Genomic DNA, 17864 nt, shown 5'->3' with positions numbered 1-17864 from the left:
AACCTTTAAGCTTGTTACACTGATTTTGTTAATATATATTAACGTATGTTTTGTTATAGAGGTTTCTAAAATGCATTGGTATGACGGTTCTTTGATAGCAGTTAAACGCAAAGAAAAAGGTTGGACTCAGCAGTACGTCTCAACCCAAACCGGTTTAAGCCGAAATCAGATCATTGCGATGGAAAAAGGTCACTTTACGGGAGGGATAAAATACCTTCGCAAGTACCTTGAAGTATTGGGATTAAAGATTTCCTTTGTTGAAGAACAAAACGATTTACCTCAATTAGATGAACTGTCCAGATTGTTTGGGGAAAGTGACTAGTGGCGGAACTACCAAATAAAATAACTCAAATTAACGTGCAATCCTTTGGAAAAGAATCGGGCGACTTGACTCAGCCAAGCCATTTTTCTTACCAATACCATAGTAACAATCCTGTATCTTTAACTATGAAATATCAGCAAGCCCCTTACAATTATGGTGCGCTTCACCCTATTTTTAGCCAAAATTTACCGGAAGGTTATATTCGCCGCTACATCAGTGAAAAACTTCGACGTCACGCCAACATCAATGACATGTATTTACTCGCTCTCCAATTAGATAAAGGTATTGGGCATTTATCTTACAGTAGTGAAATTGAGAAAACAGAAGTTGAGCAACTGTCATTAAACGAAATACTCACTTGGCAAGGCAAAGAAAACCTTTTTCATCAACTATTAGATAGACACTACCTAAATGGCTTGGTTTCAGGCGTGCAGCCTAAGGTGCTCGTAAATGCGCTTAATGACACAGACAAACCGTCAGTTGGGCGCAGTCTTTTACAGCAAGATGACTTTATCATCAAAACATATGATGAGGAATTTCCACTGCTGACCGTCAACGAATACGTGTGCATGGAGGCGGCAAGAGCCTGTGGTTTGGCACCTAGCCAATGTTGGCTGTCCGACGATTTGAGAACTTTTATAACCGAACGATTTGATGAGGTAAATGGTAAGCGCCTTGGCATTGAGGATTTTACCGTGCTAATGGGCAAGCAAGGCGATGAGAAGTATCAGTCGAGTTACGAAATGCTAATGAAAGCGACGTACCTCTATACAAGATCTGATTTACAACTTCAGCGTATGTACCAATATATTATTTTTAATTGCTTAATAGGAAATGGCGATGCCCACCTAAAGAATTTTTCAGTGCAATATGAAGAAAGTAAAACAGAGATAGTGTTAACGCCACCATATGATATTACGCATACGCCAATTTACGACACCATAGATAACAAAATGGCACTAAAGCTCAACAGTGCAAAACTTTTTCCAGATAGGAAACAATTGATTAAGCTAGGAAAAACATTCAACATAAATAAGCCAGAGGTTATCATTGAAAAACTTGCCGATACGATTAGGGATTACATAAATTACTCATCTGAAGTCGACATTATTAGTGGCTTAAAAGAGTCAATACTGGCCTCCCTTCATTGTGGAACCAGTGAAAAATATTTAACCAAGGCTTATATTCACGAAAAGAAAAAAAGTTTGAGTAAGTACAGTCTATTAGTGTGAATTATTTGTAGGTTCAGCCAAGTTAATTCATTAGGTTAGCGATTTGGATAGAATTAATCCATATGAACGGTCGGGTTTACGATTACAACCTTGGCCGGTTCATGAGTGTTGATCCATTTATTCAGAGCCCGACAAGCACCCAGAGTGTTAACCCTTATTCGTATATTATGAATAATCCGTTGTCTGGGACAGACCCAACGGGTTACGCTTGTACAATGGCTGGTAAGGCCAATGGTGATTGTGGCTCTGATATTACTGGCGTTGTGACCAACGTAGAATCAAGTTCTGATAATGGTGCGACAACGGTTAAAGTCTCAATGAAAGTATTGAGCGGCCAAAAAACAACAATAAAGGTAGCACATCAACTAAAGTAGAAGACGAGGGTAAAAGTAATAAAAAGAAGAGTACAAATAAAAATACTTATAGTTGGTTCTCGTCCTTCGCAGGAATGGATGATACCGGCCTTGGCACGCAACAAGGGAAGTTGATTACTGACTTCGGTGAAGGAAAAATCAGTAAGGCGGAATATGTTGAGGGTATGGATGCCATTACTGATGGGGGCCTAACTGGATCTTCGTTAGTTATTCCCGGAGGAGGTGCAGTCAAAGTGGCTAAATGGCTCAAGACATTGGCTGCCGGTGGCACATTGAGTAAGACCGCCCTCACTGCTATTAGACAATCGTATGTAAACGAGGTACGAGGAATTAAAGGTGCTGCTGAAGCTATGCTGAAAGGCGGCATGTCCGTGAAAAATGTTGTCATTGCTGCACACGGCATGAGAAGAGCGATAGGTCAGAAGTACAAGAACTTAACCCCGTTTATTTTAAGGCAATTAATCTATATTAGGAATGTCACCCCTCGATGGCTGAAAGGGGCAGGTTATGACTCAAAACTTGGCCCAACCTTTAAGTGGTATAGAAAACGAGGAGATACATATAGAGATATTATTTCCTCATCAAGTAAGCCAAGTAAAGCAATGAATAAATGGGCGGGAGTAAAATAACAATGAGCTTATTACTTTTATTGAACTACTCGGGTAGCCCGTATTATTTAAAGCTTACCCGAGACTTTCAAGAAGCTGGGCGGACATTTAAATTCGGCTATCCTCCAATAAATGGTTGGTACGACAATTTTTCAGGTCATCTGATTTGTTTTTTAGAGAAGACAATAATCTATACTTTAAGGCAGACTCGAATGTGTATGAGATTGATGACAAAACATCAAGCTCATGGGAGTGCGCCGAAGACAAAGCTAAGTTTAAATTCATGGTGAATGGTGAGGTAGTGTTTACTCTGGAATATAAGAGCATGGCAACAAAGGGGCTTAATAAGTACGATATAAATTATCAAGAGGCTCAGGACGACATTTTATTTGCAATAAATGAAGCAATTTCTCATCCAGAGTCATGGGGTGAGCGATTCAACTAAAAAGTGTCAGATACAAATAAGCCCAACTGGTTAGGTTGGGCTTTGAAGTTATGACTTAATAAAGCTACTTCGTCAGGTTGAAGAGGAGTCCATCCCATTGTTTACGGATAATTGTATCAGTAGTTGATAACGAAAATTTAGTTGGAAAGGTTTTATGGGGCACTTGTATTGACGATTCGACTTGCCGTTTTGATAACGGTGATTACATTTGCTCTTCAATAATTAAAGAAATTTGCTCAGATGCCTCTTTAATAATAACTGCCAGCAAAAGCATTTATCAAGTTATCGGTAATGGCGCTAAAGCCCAAATCGACGTCAAAGACTTTGATCTGCTCCGCCAAGGCTTCAGTCCACAACAGATCAAGCAATTCAATTTGGCACCAAGGTTAAAAAGCCATTAGTTTGACTTAAAGCCGTTTGCGCTAAAACGAAAAGCCAGCCTCCGCTGGCTTGTTGCCAATAACCTTTACCATCTCTTCTTTGAACCATTTTTACTCAAATTCTGTAGAAACTCAAAGAACAATTGTTGAAATTGTTTTTTAGCCATTCACACTCTTAGCGATTTAATCTGTCTATTACCGATAATTTGACCTCAAAGCAAACCAGCCTAAGCAGGTTTAAGAACTATTGTAGTAACTTTCCGTTTATTTACGGTTCCAAAAGAATCTTATTTCAAGAGCCAGCGGCCCAGTCTAGAAAAATCGAAAGCATCTCTTCAAGATTCTTAGCGCCTCCAACTGCAATGAATTGATTATTATTCTTACTACAATGTATCCAATCATGCTCAGTACGTTCAATTTCAATGTCTGAAAATGGTGCGCGCTCTAGTACAGTTCCATTTAAGTCTACCTGTAAAGACCATCCGGGGTTGTCTATTGTATCAATTTTGACACCATAACTGTGCTCCCAATCATCATTACAATTATTTGAATACCAAAGCATTAAATCGCTCAATCTATTCATTTGTTAACTCCTTCAGGAAGTTCTTCTTTGGTCGCGGGCCTAACTCCACCCGGAGCATCTTTATCATGGGTGTGAGGTGTGTCTACCATTTGTTTTGTTTTCTTATTGTATTCGGCTTTACCAGTCACGTCTGTTCTATTCCCTTTTTCCCATTTGTTTGGATTCTTAGGATTTTCATTTGGCTCAAAAGTCTGATGGTTTGTGATTTTACCATCATTATCCTTTTTCCATACCGTGTGGCGAGCATCAGCGTCTTCAATTGGCTCCATGAACTTTCTCTTTCCGCTTTTTTGAGTACCAATTTCTGTAGTTTTCTCATCAGCACTCTTTTCCGTCTGAGTATTATCCGCACCATTCGTAGTCTTAGTTCCACTATCTGTATTCGATGCATTGGTGGAGTTTTGAACGTTGCTACTACGTTTATCGCCTTTAAACGCCTGACGAACTTTTTGCAGCCCTTCCTTTGCTACCTTTACTTTCCTGCCGATAGTGCTTTCTATGGCTACCGTTCCAACTGCGGCAGCAGCATCTGCACCACTCACATCACCATTTTGATAACTATCATATGCATCAGAAGCAGCATTTGCGGTCTCCCATGCCGAGTAGCCCCAAATAATCAATGGAATTATTGGAATATATCCAGTGGGATCGGTCCCAGCCATAGGATTATTCATAATATACGAATATGGGTTAATTCCTTGACTATCACCTTGAAGGTGTAAAAACGGATCAACACTCATAAACCGGCCAAGGTTGTAATCGTAAACCCGACCGTTCATATGGATTAATTCACTCTAAATCAGCTAACCGCGTGGTTTTCATAAATCTTCATTGGTCAGATTAAACGCTTCAAAACCAGCACTGTCAAATATACTCGACTAATACTATTCGGTGATTCAATCGAAACCGGAGGAAATATGAATCACCTAAATTACTTGCCTATAAAAATAGGCGTCATGTCCGATATGCGTATCGTTATTTCATGCGTTGACTACAACCATGAAACGTTGCTTATTTCAGATTTTCAAGAACAAGTGATCGAACAACTTATTAATTACTACCATGTGAGGTTAATTGACAATAAAGCGACCATCAATAAGTTATCGAAGTGTGGAATTACTTTAGATGATATTAAGACATTAAAACTTGGTTTATGTGATAGAACTTTAAACAAGGTTGTACCTGATAGCCTGACTAACAACGGCGCTTCAATTCGAGGTGTTCTTGAAGTACATGGCTTAATCAAACCAACGGGGCATGAGGAATTGCGAGGGTGTGTGACAATGCCATTATATGATGAGAATGGGTTAGTTGCTGGCATATTTGGACGCAGAATGTCTCAATACATACGTCGAAATGGCAGGCGCCATATTCTTTGGCTCGCGACTCAAGATGCTATCAACAAACTAAGCTTCCCTTCAAAAATATTGGAGTTGTATCATGACTAACAAGCCTCTTTCTCATAACTTAAATCATTGCCTTCAATACTATTTAAACAACCTTATTGCAAAGGGATATAGTCAGGCAACTGTCGAACTAAAACAACAGATTTTGGGATCTTTTTTATTTGGCTTATTCACCAATCAATAATTGATTTAGAATTCGTTGATGTTGTTAATTTAGATGCGTATCTGTCAAGTTTAAGGGATCACCGCAAGAAACGAACAAATCAGCCTTTGGCACAAACGACTATCCGAACTCGCGCAACAACGGTAAAAGTATTTTTAAGAGGTCTTTTTACAAAGGGCATTATCAAAACTAATGATTGTGAAAAGTTTGAGTTGCCTAAAGCTGGGAAGGCGTTGCCAAAATCGATACTGAGTGTGAATGATGTGTTATTGATAATTAAACAGGTGCCAATTCACACCTTTAAGGGTATCCGTGATAGAGCGATTATCGAGTGTTTTTATGCATCAGGAATACGTAGAAATGAGCTCGTTAACTTAAGCCTGCAAGATATCGATTTTTCGGCAAATCTAATTAAAATAGTAAAGGGAAAAGGCGGTCATGACAGATTTGTTCCAATCGGTAAAACCGCAATATTGTGGATTCAAAAATATCTAAGAGATGCAAGGCCATATTTTGCAGATTTGGGCTCAGGGCAAATTCTATTTCTCAATATCGATGGCAAAAAGTTTTTGCCTAGCGCAATGTCAGGTTTAATGAGCAAATACATAAAACGAGCTAATTTAAATAAGTTCGGCTCGTGTCACCAATATCGTCATGCTGCCGCAACACATATGATGGATAACGATGCGGATATTAGACATGTACAGGAGTTTTTAGGACACTCAAGCATCTCAACGACACAAGTTTATGTACACGTCAGCAAAGCTAAATTACAAAGGGTGTATAGCAAATCACACCCAAGGGCGAGTTAAATTATCCATTTGCAAAAGTTAGCAACTTGATCCACAATACATATAACAACTAACCCATATTTCACGCGTGGCATCGAGACCCCTGAAACTTGGGAGAAAGAGCCGACTTTATGTCGGTTTTTTCATTTCTAAAGGCTACTAAAATTGAAAACAAGAATTTATATTGATGGCTATAACCTTTATTATGGAAGACTAAAAGGAACACCGTATAAGTGGCTTGATTTAGATGTTTTGTTTTCAAAGTTTCTTTTACCAAGCTCCTCACCACATTCACAAATCAATGAGATAGATGGGATCAAGTTCTTTACCGCCGATATAATTGGGCGAGCTGCGAGAGACCCTAATTCAATAAAAGATCAACAGTCCTACCATAGAGCGCTAAAATTTCACCTTCGAGAAAAGTTTTCATTAATTAAGGGATATTATTCACTTCTCCCAATATCTGCGCATCAAGTCGAGAGTGGACGCGATATCCCCCAATCAGCCATTACAAGGGTATGGAAACTTGAAGAAAAACAAACCGACGTCAATATTGCTGTTGAAGCCTTAGCGGATGCAATTTTGGACGATGATACTGAACAAGTGGTATTTGTCACTAATGATACCGACATCGCCCCAGTCTTGGCGAAAATTCGCACTTTGAGCAGTGTTAAAGTGGGACTGGTTATCCCAACACCAAAAGGTGTAAGGCATCCTAACGTAGATTTGTGCCGACACGCTCACTGGGTACGTCACCATATATTAGATGACGAACTCAGTCGTTCTCAATTACCTAGGGTTGTATCAGGTGGCAGAAAACCAGCAATTAAACCCGAATCTTGGTTTGGACAAGTTGAAATTTTAAGTGAAATCCTTCAAAGCCTTAAGCAATGGTCGAAAAAAATAGAACGAAATGTTGGCAATGGCTGGAAAGTAAAAAACCTCAAGTACCGAATTTACCTATTTTACTTGAACCACCAATTAAACTATTAGATAACGAACAAACCGCAAAAGTGGTTCTTGCCCACGTCAATGCGTACGTCAAATTTAAAATTGGCAAAAATAAATAGGTTATTAAGGGGCTATAAAGCCAATAGGTCGACTGTTTGCTGAATTAATCCATATGAACGGTCGGGTTTACGATTACAACCTTGGCCGGTTTATGAGTGTTGATCCGTTTATTCAGTCTCCAACAAATACCCAGTCGATAAACCCTTATTCATATATTATGAATAATCCTATGGCTGGGACTGATCCAACTGGTTATTTAAGGGTCTGTGAAACGTTTATTGTATGTTCGCAAGATCAAATGCAGGATGACAATTTCAATAAACATATAAGTAGCGGCAGTTCAACTAGCTCTTCTAATGGCCAAAATAATGAACAAAAAGGCAGTAATTCTAATGCGTCTAATGATAAAGTTAATGTTGGAAATCAGAATGGTACCAATGTAGAAAACTCTGACATTTCAGGCTCTAGTGTCGGTGGTAAAAAACCTGAAGAAGTTGATGCTAACTTTAAAATTGACAAAATCAAGGGCCATGACGATGGCTGGGAAGACCCACACGAAGCCGCCTTGGCATTTTACAAACAAAATGAAGATGCTTACCAGAATACGGATAAAAACACTGAGCTTACTGGTTTTCTTATAAAGGCAGATAACGGCAACTACTATTTCACCAATGCCGTTGAGGTTCCTGCTACTTTTAATATGAATGTCGGAATTAGAAAGCCAACTAGCTGGAAGATTAAGGACACTCTACATACTCATCCCGGAGGACGAGGAAATCAGGAAGGCTTTAGTAAAACTGATGCGCAAGCAGTTCTAAGCGGTTCAACCCCGGATATTATGTTCGAACTCCTAAGGGAGATGTCAGGTTCATTAATAAATCAATCGCCAAGAGGACCAGACAGAGATGGGGAGCGAAAGGTAAGTCGATATGCTCAGGAGGCTCATTATGTATGACCCCATATGGCTCGTCAAATTAAGGATTGAATAATGCTAAACATTATAAAAGTTACATTTTTGTCTATTATGTTTGTTTCTACGGGATGTGCAATGGCCGAAGATTATGAAAGAATCTCAGAATCATTACCGAAGGCATTACCTAGAATAATTGTTGTTGATAGTTCATCGGCAGCGAAAGGTACTGTCAGCAATTACTCTGGGTTGTTTGCGACATTAATGGTTACGCCAAAAGTAAGAAATGGTGAATACTGGAAACCAAAAGGGTTGCGAGAAGCTGCTTTGGAGTTAAGTAGAATGTTACCCCCAAAGTTTATAGAAAGATTTTCGAAATACTATGGTCTAGGAAAGAATCGAGAGGTACTTAATGGTTACACACCCGACAGTGACATTGAAGAGCGCCTGTATGACCTTGACCAATACCTGATAAACACTTGGGGTCTCGCCACAAGCTCAAAGCTAGGAAAGCAATTTCAATGTATGGGAATCTTTGAAAGAGACCTTCATAAATTTTATGTTTTCTGGGCTGGGTTTCAAGCTGAAGCAAACGGCATGAGCATTGAAACTGATATTTCGACTGAGTATCGCAATCTCAAAAGTCATTTAGAAAAAGAATGTGGCCTTTAAACCTATATAGGCTTTTGTTGGCCGAACCCCTGCGGGATTCGGCCCTTACTCTATTACCCATCATCACAGTTTCACACCTACTTCAACATTACTAGCAATCTGGTATTGCTGATGGTTAGCGTAGTTTTAGCCCCTTTTTTATAAACTATTCATAGAAAAAAATTTAAAATAGTTTTGTTAAATGAAAGGTAAAACTACACTAACTACACTTGACCTTGATATTTAAGAATTTAAGCTGAAACAAAATTTTGAACGCCCCCAAATAGTATGGCTAATAATAGTGTAGTGAAATGTTGAAACTCTTGGATTTCATGCATATCTAGTAACTAATAGAAAGTATATTGACTAATCAAAAATCCCCGTGTCCCTCGTTCGATTCCGGGTCGAGGCACCATTTTTCTTCTAATAAAAATCACCCCACTTATCCAATTAAACTTAATAAGTAGCCTTTTTGAGAAGTTTTTGTGCGCGCTAAATAGCGGGTTGTCAAAATATAGCCCGAACATCTCACGATACTCGAGCCGCTTATGTGCTTCGAGCTTTCTGAGTTAATCTCTTTGTCATTTCCAGCCTTACATATTAATAGACACCTAACTACGTTAAAATGACCACCTTGTTAGCCTTCTTTATGTTGGCAATTTAACGCTTTGCTTTCGACCAATAGTGATCCCTATAAATGCATATTGATAAACAAGAGCTGATCCAATCTCTGATCGCTGAGTTGCAACAGTCTCTTTTAAATGCCGTACAAGCAGCGAAAGATGCCCATGATCTTGCGACGCATGACCAAAGTAAAGCCGAGACCCAATACGACACCGTTGCCATCGAGGCGGCTTATTTAGCTGAGGGGCAATCTAAACGTGTTGAGGGTTTTAAACAGGCCATTGCAGATTGGAAAATGTTGAAAGAAAAATCTCTAAACGGTGAAGCTGTTGTTAACGTCGGCTCATTAGTTTGTGTCGAAAATGAGCAGGAACAGGTTTTATATTATCTACTGGGCAATGAGGCTGGTGGCTTAAAATTGCAATTTGACGATAAATGCGTGACGGTCATCTCTGTACTATCTCCAATCGGTAAGGCATTGCTCGGCAAAGAAATTGACGATGAAGTGCAATTTAAAGTGGGTAATGAAACGCGGCTGATTGCTATTTTAGAGATCCATTAAATTGTAATTTTGTTTTGATAAAAGTACTTATTTCGCATGATGCTCCGCGCTTGCTTTAAACACCATTTCATTTATTTCCTGATAGGGATTAGCACCGCTAGTGCGTTATTTTCCGCTGCTTATCTTTTATTACAATTAAATTAATGCGGTTTTTGCTACATCATTTGTTTTAATCATAACGAGAAAAACCAAGTACATTTATCGGAGCATACTAAATGAAATTCGCCTTCTTAAAAAGGAGCTTATTTGCTTTTTTATTCTTAATTCATAGGTTAAGCCAAGCTGAAACTTATGATTTTGACTACGAATATGTAGGCAAGGTATTGGAGAAAAAGATACCCATATATGGGGAGCATCACCTATTATAGGTCCAGACGGCAAAGTGCATTTATTTGTTGCCCAATGGCCAACTAAAACCCAAAAAATTTTAGCGGTTGGTTTAAAGATAGCGAAATAGGCCATTATGTCGCCGATAAACCAGAAGGCCCGTTTACCTATCTTGGTAAAGCGGTTGCCGATTTGGACACCGGTTTTAATGCCCCGCACAACCCTACAATTAAATACTTAGATGGAAAGTATGTACTTACTTTTATAGTGAACTCTAACAACCAGTTAAAAACACAACGAATTATTATGTTTGTCGCCGATGACTTAAAGGGTAACTGGCGACCAGCAAAAAGTGCTGAGGCTGACGGTACCATTTTACGTAAATCTACTGACAAAACTGCTTGGAATTATCACGCAAGACTGGGTGTTTCTAATCCAAGCCTGATTAAAAAAGATGGTAAATATCTGTTGTATTTAAAATCTGTTATTCAGAAAAATCCAAAGAAAAAAGAGGCGCGTTCACTTACGGTATAGCAAGTTCTGATAATTTAGAAGGACCATACACTTATCACAAAAGTGCAACAACCCGTGCAGGCATTGAAGATGCTTATGCGTTTGAGTACAAAGACAGTGTCTATTTGCTGAGTCGCGATTTTGGTAACTTAAAAGGCGATCACGGTGGTGGTTTACTTTGGCGCTCAGATGACGGCATGTTTTTCCCAGAGGAAAAAATTACACGCTCTTTTGAAGCATTGGAGCACTATGTTGGCAAAGCGGCGCTCAAAGACTCTATTGTCTATCGCGGTAAAATAAATGGTCGTTTAGAACGCCCACAAATCTTATTTATCGATGGCAAACCGGCTTATGTTTATATGGCCACAGGCATAAACGAAACTCCAGAACATGGCAGCGCTTCGCATTTATTTAAGATCATTCCTAAAAAAGTAGACTAACGTCTCTAATTTATCATTGTAGATAACTAAAGGGGCCAACATATTGTTAGCCCCTTTAATTTTTGGCTCGAATCAAAGTGCAGCATGTGTTACGTATATTAGGCACCCACAATCTCCCGTCAAAAATATAAATAATTCAATGTCTTATTATTGCTGATATTAAAAATACGGTTTTTTGATGTTCCGCTTGTTTACTAATAATAAAATAAGAACCATCCCAAGGAACAATAATGAAGTTAGAAATGTTGGATACAACGGTATTCATTGCATATGTATTAGGTCTGCTAATGCTAGCGCTGTGGATTTCACGTGAAGATAAACAAGGCGGTAAAAATACCGAAGATTATTTTTTAGCGAGTAAGTCTTTACCATGGTGGGCAATTGGCGCATCACTCATAGCCTCTAACATATCAGCAGAACAAATTATCGGTATGTCTGGTTCAGGATATGCGGTTGGTATCGCAATAGCATCGTATGAATGGATGGCGGCCATTACCCTAATTATTGTAGGTAAATACATGTTGCCTATTTTCCTGAAAAACAATATCTACACTATGCCACAGTATTTAGAGCAACGTTTTGATAGCAAAGTGAAAACGACGTTAGCGCTATTTTGGTTAGCAGTTTATGTATTTGTTAACTTAACCGCGGTACTTTGGTTAGGCGGATTAGCTATCGAAACGGTAGCAGGCGTAGATTGGATGTATGGCATGATCTTCCTTGCTGTATTCTCTATTGCTTATTCGTTATACGGCGGTTTAAAAGCCGTTGCTTATACCGACATTTTACAGGTTGTATTGTTAGTCTTTGGCGGTTTGTTACTAAGTTACTTAGCGCTAGACGCGGTTTCTGATGGTCAAGGCTTTATCGCTGGGTTTAGTGTTTTAACTGAACATGCTCCTGCTCATTTTGACATGATCTTATCCCCTGAAAATGAACATTATATGAGCCTACCAGGTATATCGGTATTAGTTGGTGGTATGTGGATAATGAACTTCAGCTACTGGGGTTTCAATCAATATATTATTCAACGAGCTTTAGCGGCTAAAGATGTAAAAGAAGCCCAAAAAGGCATCGCGTTTGCTGCTTTCCTTAAATTACTAATGCCGTTGATTGTTGTTGTACCTGGTATCGCTGCAGTTATTCTATATCCTCAATTAAGCGCACCTGACCAAGCTTATCCTTCGATGATGTCATTAATGCCAGTCGGTATTAAAGGTTTAGTATTTGCGGCATTAGTTGCGGCAATTGTGTCGTCATTAGCATCAATGACTAACAGTATTTCAACAATATTCACTATGGATATTTATGCCAAGATGAAACAAGGCAAGTCGCAACGTCATTATGTACAAGTTGGCCGTGTTGCAGCGTTAGCATCACTAACAATCGCGCTATTTGTCGCTGAACCATTACTTGGTAAGTTTGACCAAGCATTCCAGTATATCCAAGAGTTCACGGGCTTCTTTACGCCGGGTATTGTTGTGATATTTGTTATGGGTATGTTCTGGTCTAAAGCGACATCTGCCGGCGCATTAGCTGCTGCATTAGGTTCAGCCGGGTTCTCATTGCTACTTAAAGTTTACTGGCCTGAACTGCCGTTTATGGACCGTGTAGGCGTTGTCTTCTTATTATGTTTGGCATTATGCGTCATCGTTTCGCTTGCAGGTAAAGCTGAATCGAGTAATGAAAGTGTTGATTTAAGTGAAGTCAGTTTTGAAACGACCAAAGGATTTAATATTGCTACGGTTGTTGTTGTAATCATTCTAATCGCCCTTTACACCACATGGTGGTAGTCAAAGTCTAGTACCTTTATAGAGCAGTATTTTTATTGCAAGGTACTTAGAATAATACTGAAAAAGGCTGCTAATGAATATTAGCAGCCTTTTTTAATTTAGATTTTCCGAATTAACATAAGCGTACTTAGATGGATCAAAAACGAATTAAGGTTATGGCAACATTAACAATGGCTCTGGTAATGAGTTTACTCGTTGCGTGCAATACATCCCCTATTAAAACAGACAATACAGAAGAGGCTGAGGTGTTACCTTCTAACCCCATCTTAAAAAAAGGCGAAGCGGGTTTTTGTATGTAGCTGACCCTGCCGCTGAAGTATTTGACGGCAAAGTCTATGTTTACGCATCTCATGACCAACCTGATGCAAAAAGTTTTAATAGCATGCAAGATTATTTAGTTTTGGAATCATCGGACTTAAAAACCTGGATAAATCACGGCGTAGTGCTCAAACCTAGGGAGTATAGCTGGGCATCGGGCCAAATGAATGCACCTGATGTTGCCTATAAAGATGGTTGGTATTATTTCTACTTTCCATATGAAAAAACACATGTTGGCGTCGCTAAAAGCCGAACGCCCATCGGACCTTGGGAAGAAGCAGTCACTGACAAGATAACCTCTATTTTTGACCCAACCGTATTTGTTGATGACGACGGCCAAGCCTATATTTATGGTAATGATCATAAAGTGGATATTGGCGCTCCCGGTTGGCATGTCATGGGCGCGAAACTCAAATCGAACATGACAGAGTTAGATGGACCTTGGATCAGACTATCAAAAGAGCAGGTAAACGAAGCTGTGACAGTGTTTAAACGAGACGGTAAGTACTACTTTTTAGCGCGCCGCGAGGCAAGGACTGAATATTTTATGTCAGATACGCCACTGCCTTCATCCTATGCAACTCACATGGGACCAATGACACCGGATCAAACAGATTCTCCAGCGCATACTTCTGCAATTGAATTCGAGAACCAATGGTACTTATTTTACCATCGGAGTGATGTTAATGACGGCACCTTCTTCCGACGCTCTGCAAGTTTTGAGCGTATGGATTTTAATGAAGATGGCAGCATTAAAATGGTTCAATTTTCTCCTGAAATTAGCGCATCCAAAGTTCCTAGCTCCCGCAAATTAAAACCACCAAAAGCGGTAAATTAGCATGACCTACTTTATTATCGAGTAATAATAGAGCGCAATTAATGACACTTTAATCGTAATTCGAGGGCGCTGAACACAAAATATGTGCGCTCTTATTTACAAACTATGAACGTATTAATGACCTTCGTGCTCTTTTTGTCATGTTTGCAATCAGCATATTTTCCTAAATTATTACCTTATCTACCTGAAATTTAGTTCCATTTCACCACGTCTCGACATTGTTTTATATCCGCCAACCTCACAACAATATTCGAAATATTAACGAATATTTACGGTTTTCGTATTTTCTATTGTTTAAATTTTAGGCCGGAGTAAGGGCATGCGGTTTTACCACCTATGGTTGAAATTGATTTCGTTAATTCGTTGGTATTTTGCGAGTGACGATCGTCGTTTATTTAGGAAGGTTGAATGTTCACGTATTAACCGAGGTGTATTAACAATAAAGATGAAAGAAACGGTAGTGGAATGAATTTACTGCCAAAAGTCGACAGGTAATTTGAAAAATATAATAAAAATAAAAGGTATTACTATGAGTAATCATCAACAAATTAAAAACGGAATAAATCAGTACCGAGGAAAGCGGAAGATTCGTGTTTCTAAAGCACAAGTCTCATACGCGTCGTATTTCAAATCATTACATCTCATGCTTGTTATGTGTCTAGGCCTATTTGCTGGCGCTTCCCAAGCAGCGGAAACCATTCCACCTATAGTGCTAACTGGAGTTTATGTTCTAGCGCGTTAGAAACCTGCGAATTTGACGGAAGCAAAGAAGTTGCTTTTGGGGTCAATGGCGCTTTTGCTTATCAATATCATACTGATGGCGTGTATTGCGCGCCTTCGGTTTTTGGCGACCCTTGCTATGGAAAAAGAAAGTACTGTTGGACACGTAAAGATACATCACATTTAACACCGCCAGAGGGGCCGGCTGGATTTTTTGCATAGGTGAACGTAATACCTGTCCATTTGAAGGCACATATGAAGTCGCTTTTGGTCGTGATGGGTTATTTGCATTTCAAACCCATGAAGATGGCGCGAGCTGTACAAATGCGGTATTCGGTGACGCTGCACCGGGTAAATACAAGCACTGCTGGATTAGACAACCGGTTACTGAAGAACCAGTTGCGCCGGAGGGCGAAGAATGGACATATTGCGGTTCAGAAGGTGATACATGTTACTTAACTGACTATCATGAAGTCGCTTATGGCAGAGAAGGCGCTTTCTTTTATAAAACGGTATATGAAGATGTCTCTTGCTCAAATAGCGTATTTGGTGACCCAGCGTCAGGTAGAAGTAAATTTTGTTGGTCGCGCCCGGTTGAAGTTGAAAACAGTATTACGATTGACTTAACTGATCCTCAACAAGAAATTACCTTGATGGGCTCAGATATGGAGCGCTCGCAATTCTTCCTAAATAATGCCAGTAATTCGCAACAAATTTCAGATTGGGTATTCAAAGACATTAAATTCGACTATTCACGAGTGTCTTACGACCGTAAACAAGAATTAGTTGAAGGTGCACCAAATTTGGCTTTTTACAATAGAGCCGTTTTATCAATGAAAATGGCGAGACAATCTAATCCAAACCTTAAGTTTTGGGCGACATTAAAATCTGATTATGACGGGTATGGCACAACCAATAATCTACCAGACTGGATTTATACCGGCGGTGGACACAATGGCGGTAGTTACGAACCAAGCAAACTTAACATTCAAAAGTACGCACGATTTTTAGCTGATTATCTCAAGTACATGAGTGATAACGACGTTGCAATTAGTGTAATGAGCGTGGTTAAAGAGTGGTCTCAGGTGGTTTCAGCAACAAACGAAGTTGCCGTGATACAAGAAATTAAACGTCTATTAACAACAAGTGACTACGCTGGCGTGCCTGAACCAGAGTTTTCAGGACCATCAACTTGGGGCACTAAGCAAGCGATCTCTATTTTAAACAGCTACAAAAATCAAAATGCGCTTGGTTTGTTTAAAGGAATTTCAACTCATAGTTATGACAACGCGACGGAAGCAACATGGACCACTCTTATTAATAACGCCAATGAATTGGGTTTGTCTGTTTGGCACACTGAGACGGGTCTAGGAACTGGCCCTACTTATGGTGTCGAGTTGGACATGGATTTTCCAATTGGTCGAATGTCTAGCCGAGCTATGTTTTATCGTTCAGGTATGGAAGGTGAATTGTTTTTTGAACCGTGGTCACGCGGTATCGGGCGTGAAACACGCGCTATTTATTTCGCGAACAAAGGTGAAGGTGAGCGTATGCGTGCTTACTACATCATGAAAATGTTTGGTAACCATGCCCCAGCTGGTGCGCATTATATTCCAACCCAAAAAACAGGTTTAGCCAATGTTGAAACCATGGCGTTTCGCGATGGCAATAAATTAATCCTTTGGGTTATGAATAGCAATGAAGCTGAGCACTTAGATACAACGCTTAATATTAATGGCGAAGAACTTGGTGATGCGACTATTGAACGTGTTGCTTGGTTTGAAGGGACATCGGCAGAAGGTGAGCAGATGTCACTTACTAAAATGACTGAAACAAGTGCAGAAACCGAGATAAATGCAAAATCGGTTGTTGCTTATGTCATCACGTTCCCAGAACCACAAATTGCTGGTGATATTAACAACGATGGCGAAATTAACCGCGGTGACATTACGGCATTTATGGCTGTCTATGGTTTAAGAAGTAGCGACGAGGGTTATTTGCCCGCTGCTGACTTCGATAACGATGGTGTCATTTCACGCTTAGATTATGGTCAGCTTTACGCTATTTACCGTCAACAATAATCAATCAACTTGCCGCCACTAACTCTTTATGTGGCGGCATTTTAAAACAATAATAAATAGGTAACTTTTAATGAAAACACTAATATCACTAAAAAACTCGATGAAGACATGTTTGGTCTCACTCTTTTTGATTTTATCTACAAGTGCACAAGCTGGCATTATCTATGAAATTTCATCTACAGATATCAAAGTAGGTGATGATTTTACTATCGACGTTGTATTTGATAATGCAACGCAGCAAACGTTAGAAGGTTTCGCTTTTGATATTAATGATGAAGCATTACAAACTGTCGATTATTTAGGTGACAGTCTATTTAATTTAGACTTTATGTCATTTTATGGCGGCGCAGATATCGATCAGTTTGTCGTTTCTTTTGACCCAATTAACAGTGCTCAAGTGACATTAGCAACGCTTAATTTTACTGCTCATACAGCCGGTTCAGATACCCTAACGTTATTGGGTAACGATGGCATGTTTACAGGCATATTCTTGGCTAATTTTGGGTATGAATCCGTTGATAGCAGCGTTACATTTAGTGTAACTGACGTACCTGAGCCTTCAGCATTTGCATTTCTAATCTGCTCGCTTGTCTTATTGGTCGGTAAACGTCGCGCTTCTAGTAAGTAATCTAAGTAGAAGCTTTGAATCACTGACGTTTATTCAGTTGGCCTAGCTTCTACAAATTTAAAAATAGTCATTTATCAGCTTCAAAATCAGATTGTTTCTACCCGTGCAATGTTCGGTTTTTAGTAGAAAATAAGCGGTAACTCA

19 protein-coding genes and 2 pseudogenes are annotated in these 17864 nt (G+C 39.4%); 19 read left to right on the top strand and 2 right to left on the bottom strand.

The features are described 5' to 3' along the window. The first annotated feature begins 70 nt into the window (after positions 1-70). The 5 genes and pseudogenes from PN838_RS11760 to PN838_RS11740 all read left to right on the top strand — a co-directional run bounded on the left by PN838_RS11760 (position 71) and on the right by PN838_RS11740 (position 2981). A complete protein-coding gene (locus tag PN838_RS11760) occupies positions 71-322 on the top strand; it encodes a helix-turn-helix domain-containing protein (RefSeq protein ID WP_215962277.1) in 252 nt (83 codons plus the stop codon). Further along, entirely contained in the window at positions 322-1554 is a 1233-nt protein-coding gene (locus PN838_RS11755) for a type II toxin-antitoxin system HipA family toxin (protein ID WP_272180789.1), read from the top strand. Before PN838_RS11760 ends, PN838_RS11755 begins: the two co-directional genes overlap by 1 nt. 50 nt (positions 1555-1604) lie before the next feature. Further along, positions 1605-1760 (top strand): annotated as a pseudogene (locus tag PN838_RS27295) (RHS repeat-associated core domain-containing protein); the annotation flags it as partial. 242 nt (positions 1761-2002) lie between these two features. Continuing rightward, positions 2003-2557 carry a hypothetical protein gene (locus tag PN838_RS11745; RefSeq protein WP_272180787.1) on the top strand — a complete coding sequence of 185 codons (555 nt, stop codon included), beginning with the start codon at positions 2003-2005 and terminating at the stop codon, positions 2555-2557. Positions 2558-2750: 193 nt separating this feature from the next. Next, positions 2751-2981, top strand: coding sequence for a hypothetical protein (locus PN838_RS11740; RefSeq protein ID WP_272180786.1), 231 nt, complete (start codon positions 2751-2753; stop codon positions 2979-2981). Between the two features lie 672 nt (positions 2982-3653). On the opposite strand, the gene PN838_RS11735 is transcribed toward PN838_RS11740, so the two are convergent. Next, the gene (locus tag PN838_RS11735) at positions 3654-3944 is read right to left on the bottom strand and encodes an immunity 53 family protein (RefSeq protein ID WP_272180785.1); all 291 of its coding nucleotides are present in this window, start codon (positions 3942-3944) and stop codon (positions 3654-3656) included. Beyond that, positions 3941-4723, bottom strand: a complete 783-nt coding sequence (locus PN838_RS11730; RefSeq protein WP_272180784.1) for an RHS repeat-associated core domain-containing protein — start codon at positions 4721-4723, stop codon at positions 3941-3943. The genes PN838_RS11735 and PN838_RS11730 overlap by 4 nt, the downstream gene beginning before the upstream one ends. A 138-nt stretch (positions 4724-4861) precedes the next feature. Between PN838_RS11730 and PN838_RS11725 the strand changes: the two genes are divergently transcribed. The 14 genes and pseudogenes from PN838_RS11725 (at position 4862) to PN838_RS11660 (ending at position 17720) form a co-directional block, all read left to right on the top strand. Next, a complete protein-coding gene (locus PN838_RS11725) occupies positions 4862-5392 on the top strand; it encodes a hypothetical protein (RefSeq protein ID WP_272180783.1) in 531 nt (176 codons plus the stop codon). A 228-nt stretch (positions 5393-5620) separates the two neighbouring features. Continuing rightward, on the top strand, positions 5621-6325 hold the full coding sequence (locus PN838_RS11720; protein ID WP_272180782.1) for a tyrosine-type recombinase/integrase: 705 nt from the start codon (positions 5621-5623) through the stop codon (positions 6323-6325). 144 nt (positions 6326-6469) lie between these two features. Further along, positions 6470-7297 carry an NYN domain-containing protein gene (locus tag PN838_RS11715; protein ID WP_272180781.1) on the top strand — a complete coding sequence of 276 codons (828 nt, stop codon included), beginning with the start codon at positions 6470-6472 and terminating at the stop codon, positions 7295-7297. A 118-nt stretch (positions 7298-7415) separates the two neighbouring features. After that, positions 7416-7571 (top strand): annotated as a pseudogene (locus tag PN838_RS27870) (RHS repeat-associated core domain-containing protein); the annotation flags it as partial. Positions 7572-8303: 732 nt separating this feature from the next. Beyond that, complete coding sequence (locus tag PN838_RS11705; protein WP_272180779.1) at positions 8304-8897, top strand: hypothetical protein; 594 nt, start codon at positions 8304-8306, stop codon at positions 8895-8897. A gap of 676 nt (positions 8898-9573) precedes the next feature. Further along, entirely contained in the window at positions 9574-10062 is a 489-nt protein-coding gene (locus PN838_RS11700) for a GreA/GreB family elongation factor (protein WP_215964255.1), read from the top strand. 519 nt (positions 10063-10581) lie between these two features. Further along, positions 10582-10923: a glycoside hydrolase family protein gene (locus PN838_RS11695; RefSeq protein ID WP_272180778.1), complete on the top strand. Its 342-nt coding sequence runs from the start codon at positions 10582-10584 to the stop codon at positions 10921-10923. 104 nt (positions 10924-11027) lie between these two features. Next, the gene (locus tag PN838_RS11690) at positions 11028-11342 is read left to right on the top strand and encodes a glycoside hydrolase family protein (RefSeq protein ID WP_272180777.1); all 315 of its coding nucleotides are present in this window, start codon (positions 11028-11030) and stop codon (positions 11340-11342) included. 230 nt (positions 11343-11572) lie between these two features. Beyond that, complete coding sequence (locus PN838_RS11685) at positions 11573-13135, top strand: sodium/sugar symporter (protein ID WP_272180776.1); 1563 nt, start codon at positions 11573-11575, stop codon at positions 13133-13135. A gap of 131 nt (positions 13136-13266) precedes the next feature. Beyond that, on the top strand, positions 13267-13434 hold the full coding sequence (locus tag PN838_RS11680; RefSeq protein WP_272180775.1) for a hypothetical protein: 168 nt from the start codon (positions 13267-13269) through the stop codon (positions 13432-13434). Further along, positions 13425-14291, top strand: coding sequence for a family 43 glycosylhydrolase (locus PN838_RS11675; protein WP_272180774.1), 867 nt, complete (start codon positions 13425-13427; stop codon positions 14289-14291). Before PN838_RS11680 ends, PN838_RS11675 begins: the two co-directional genes overlap by 10 nt. 654 nt (positions 14292-14945) lie before the next feature. Beyond that, positions 14946-15233, top strand: coding sequence for a hypothetical protein (locus PN838_RS11670; protein WP_272180773.1), 288 nt, complete (start codon positions 14946-14948; stop codon positions 15231-15233). Positions 15234-15664: 431 nt separating this feature from the next. Next, positions 15665-17092, top strand: coding sequence for a dockerin type I domain-containing protein (locus tag PN838_RS11665; protein WP_272182579.1), 1428 nt, complete (start codon positions 15665-15667; stop codon positions 17090-17092). Positions 17093-17162: 70 nt separating this feature from the next. Next, positions 17163-17720, top strand: coding sequence for a hypothetical protein (locus PN838_RS11660; protein WP_272180772.1), 558 nt, complete (start codon positions 17163-17165; stop codon positions 17718-17720). The last annotated feature ends 144 nt before the right edge of the window (positions 17721-17864 follow it).

Source organism: Psychrosphaera algicola (assembly GCF_028401425.1).
Classification (GTDB): Bacteria; Pseudomonadota; Gammaproteobacteria; order Enterobacterales; family Alteromonadaceae; genus Psychrosphaera; species Psychrosphaera algicola.
Note: the sequence above shows the minus strand (reverse complement) of the source record. Positions and strands in the feature narration are given on the sequence as shown.

Coding starts and splice junctions, on each gene's coding strand:
- PN838_RS11665 (WP_272182579.1), top strand. CDS start 15,665: ATGGGCTCAGATATGGAGCGCTCGCAATTCTTCCTAAATAATGCCAGT.
- PN838_RS11760 (WP_215962277.1), top strand. CDS start 71: ATGCATTGGTATGACGGTTCTTTGATAGCAGTTAAACGCAAAGAAAAA.
- PN838_RS11660 (WP_272180772.1), top strand. CDS start 17,163: ATGAAAACACTAATATCACTAAAAAACTCGATGAAGACATGTTTGGTC.
- PN838_RS11735 (WP_272180785.1), bottom strand. CDS start 3,944: ATGAATAGATTGAGCGATTTAATGCTTTGGTATTCAAATAATTGTAAT.
- PN838_RS11700 (WP_215964255.1), top strand. CDS start 9,574: ATGCATATTGATAAACAAGAGCTGATCCAATCTCTGATCGCTGAGTTG.
- PN838_RS11685 (WP_272180776.1), top strand. CDS start 11,573: ATGAAGTTAGAAATGTTGGATACAACGGTATTCATTGCATATGTATTA.
- PN838_RS11680 (WP_272180775.1), top strand. CDS start 13,267: ATGGATCAAAAACGAATTAAGGTTATGGCAACATTAACAATGGCTCTG.
- PN838_RS11725 (WP_272180783.1), top strand. CDS start 4,862: ATGAATCACCTAAATTACTTGCCTATAAAAATAGGCGTCATGTCCGAT.
- PN838_RS11730 (WP_272180784.1), bottom strand. CDS start 4,723: ATGAACGGTCGGGTTTACGATTACAACCTTGGCCGGTTTATGAGTGTT.
- PN838_RS11745 (WP_272180787.1), top strand. CDS start 2,003: ATGGATGATACCGGCCTTGGCACGCAACAAGGGAAGTTGATTACTGAC.
- PN838_RS11705 (WP_272180779.1), top strand. CDS start 8,304: ATGCTAAACATTATAAAAGTTACATTTTTGTCTATTATGTTTGTTTCT.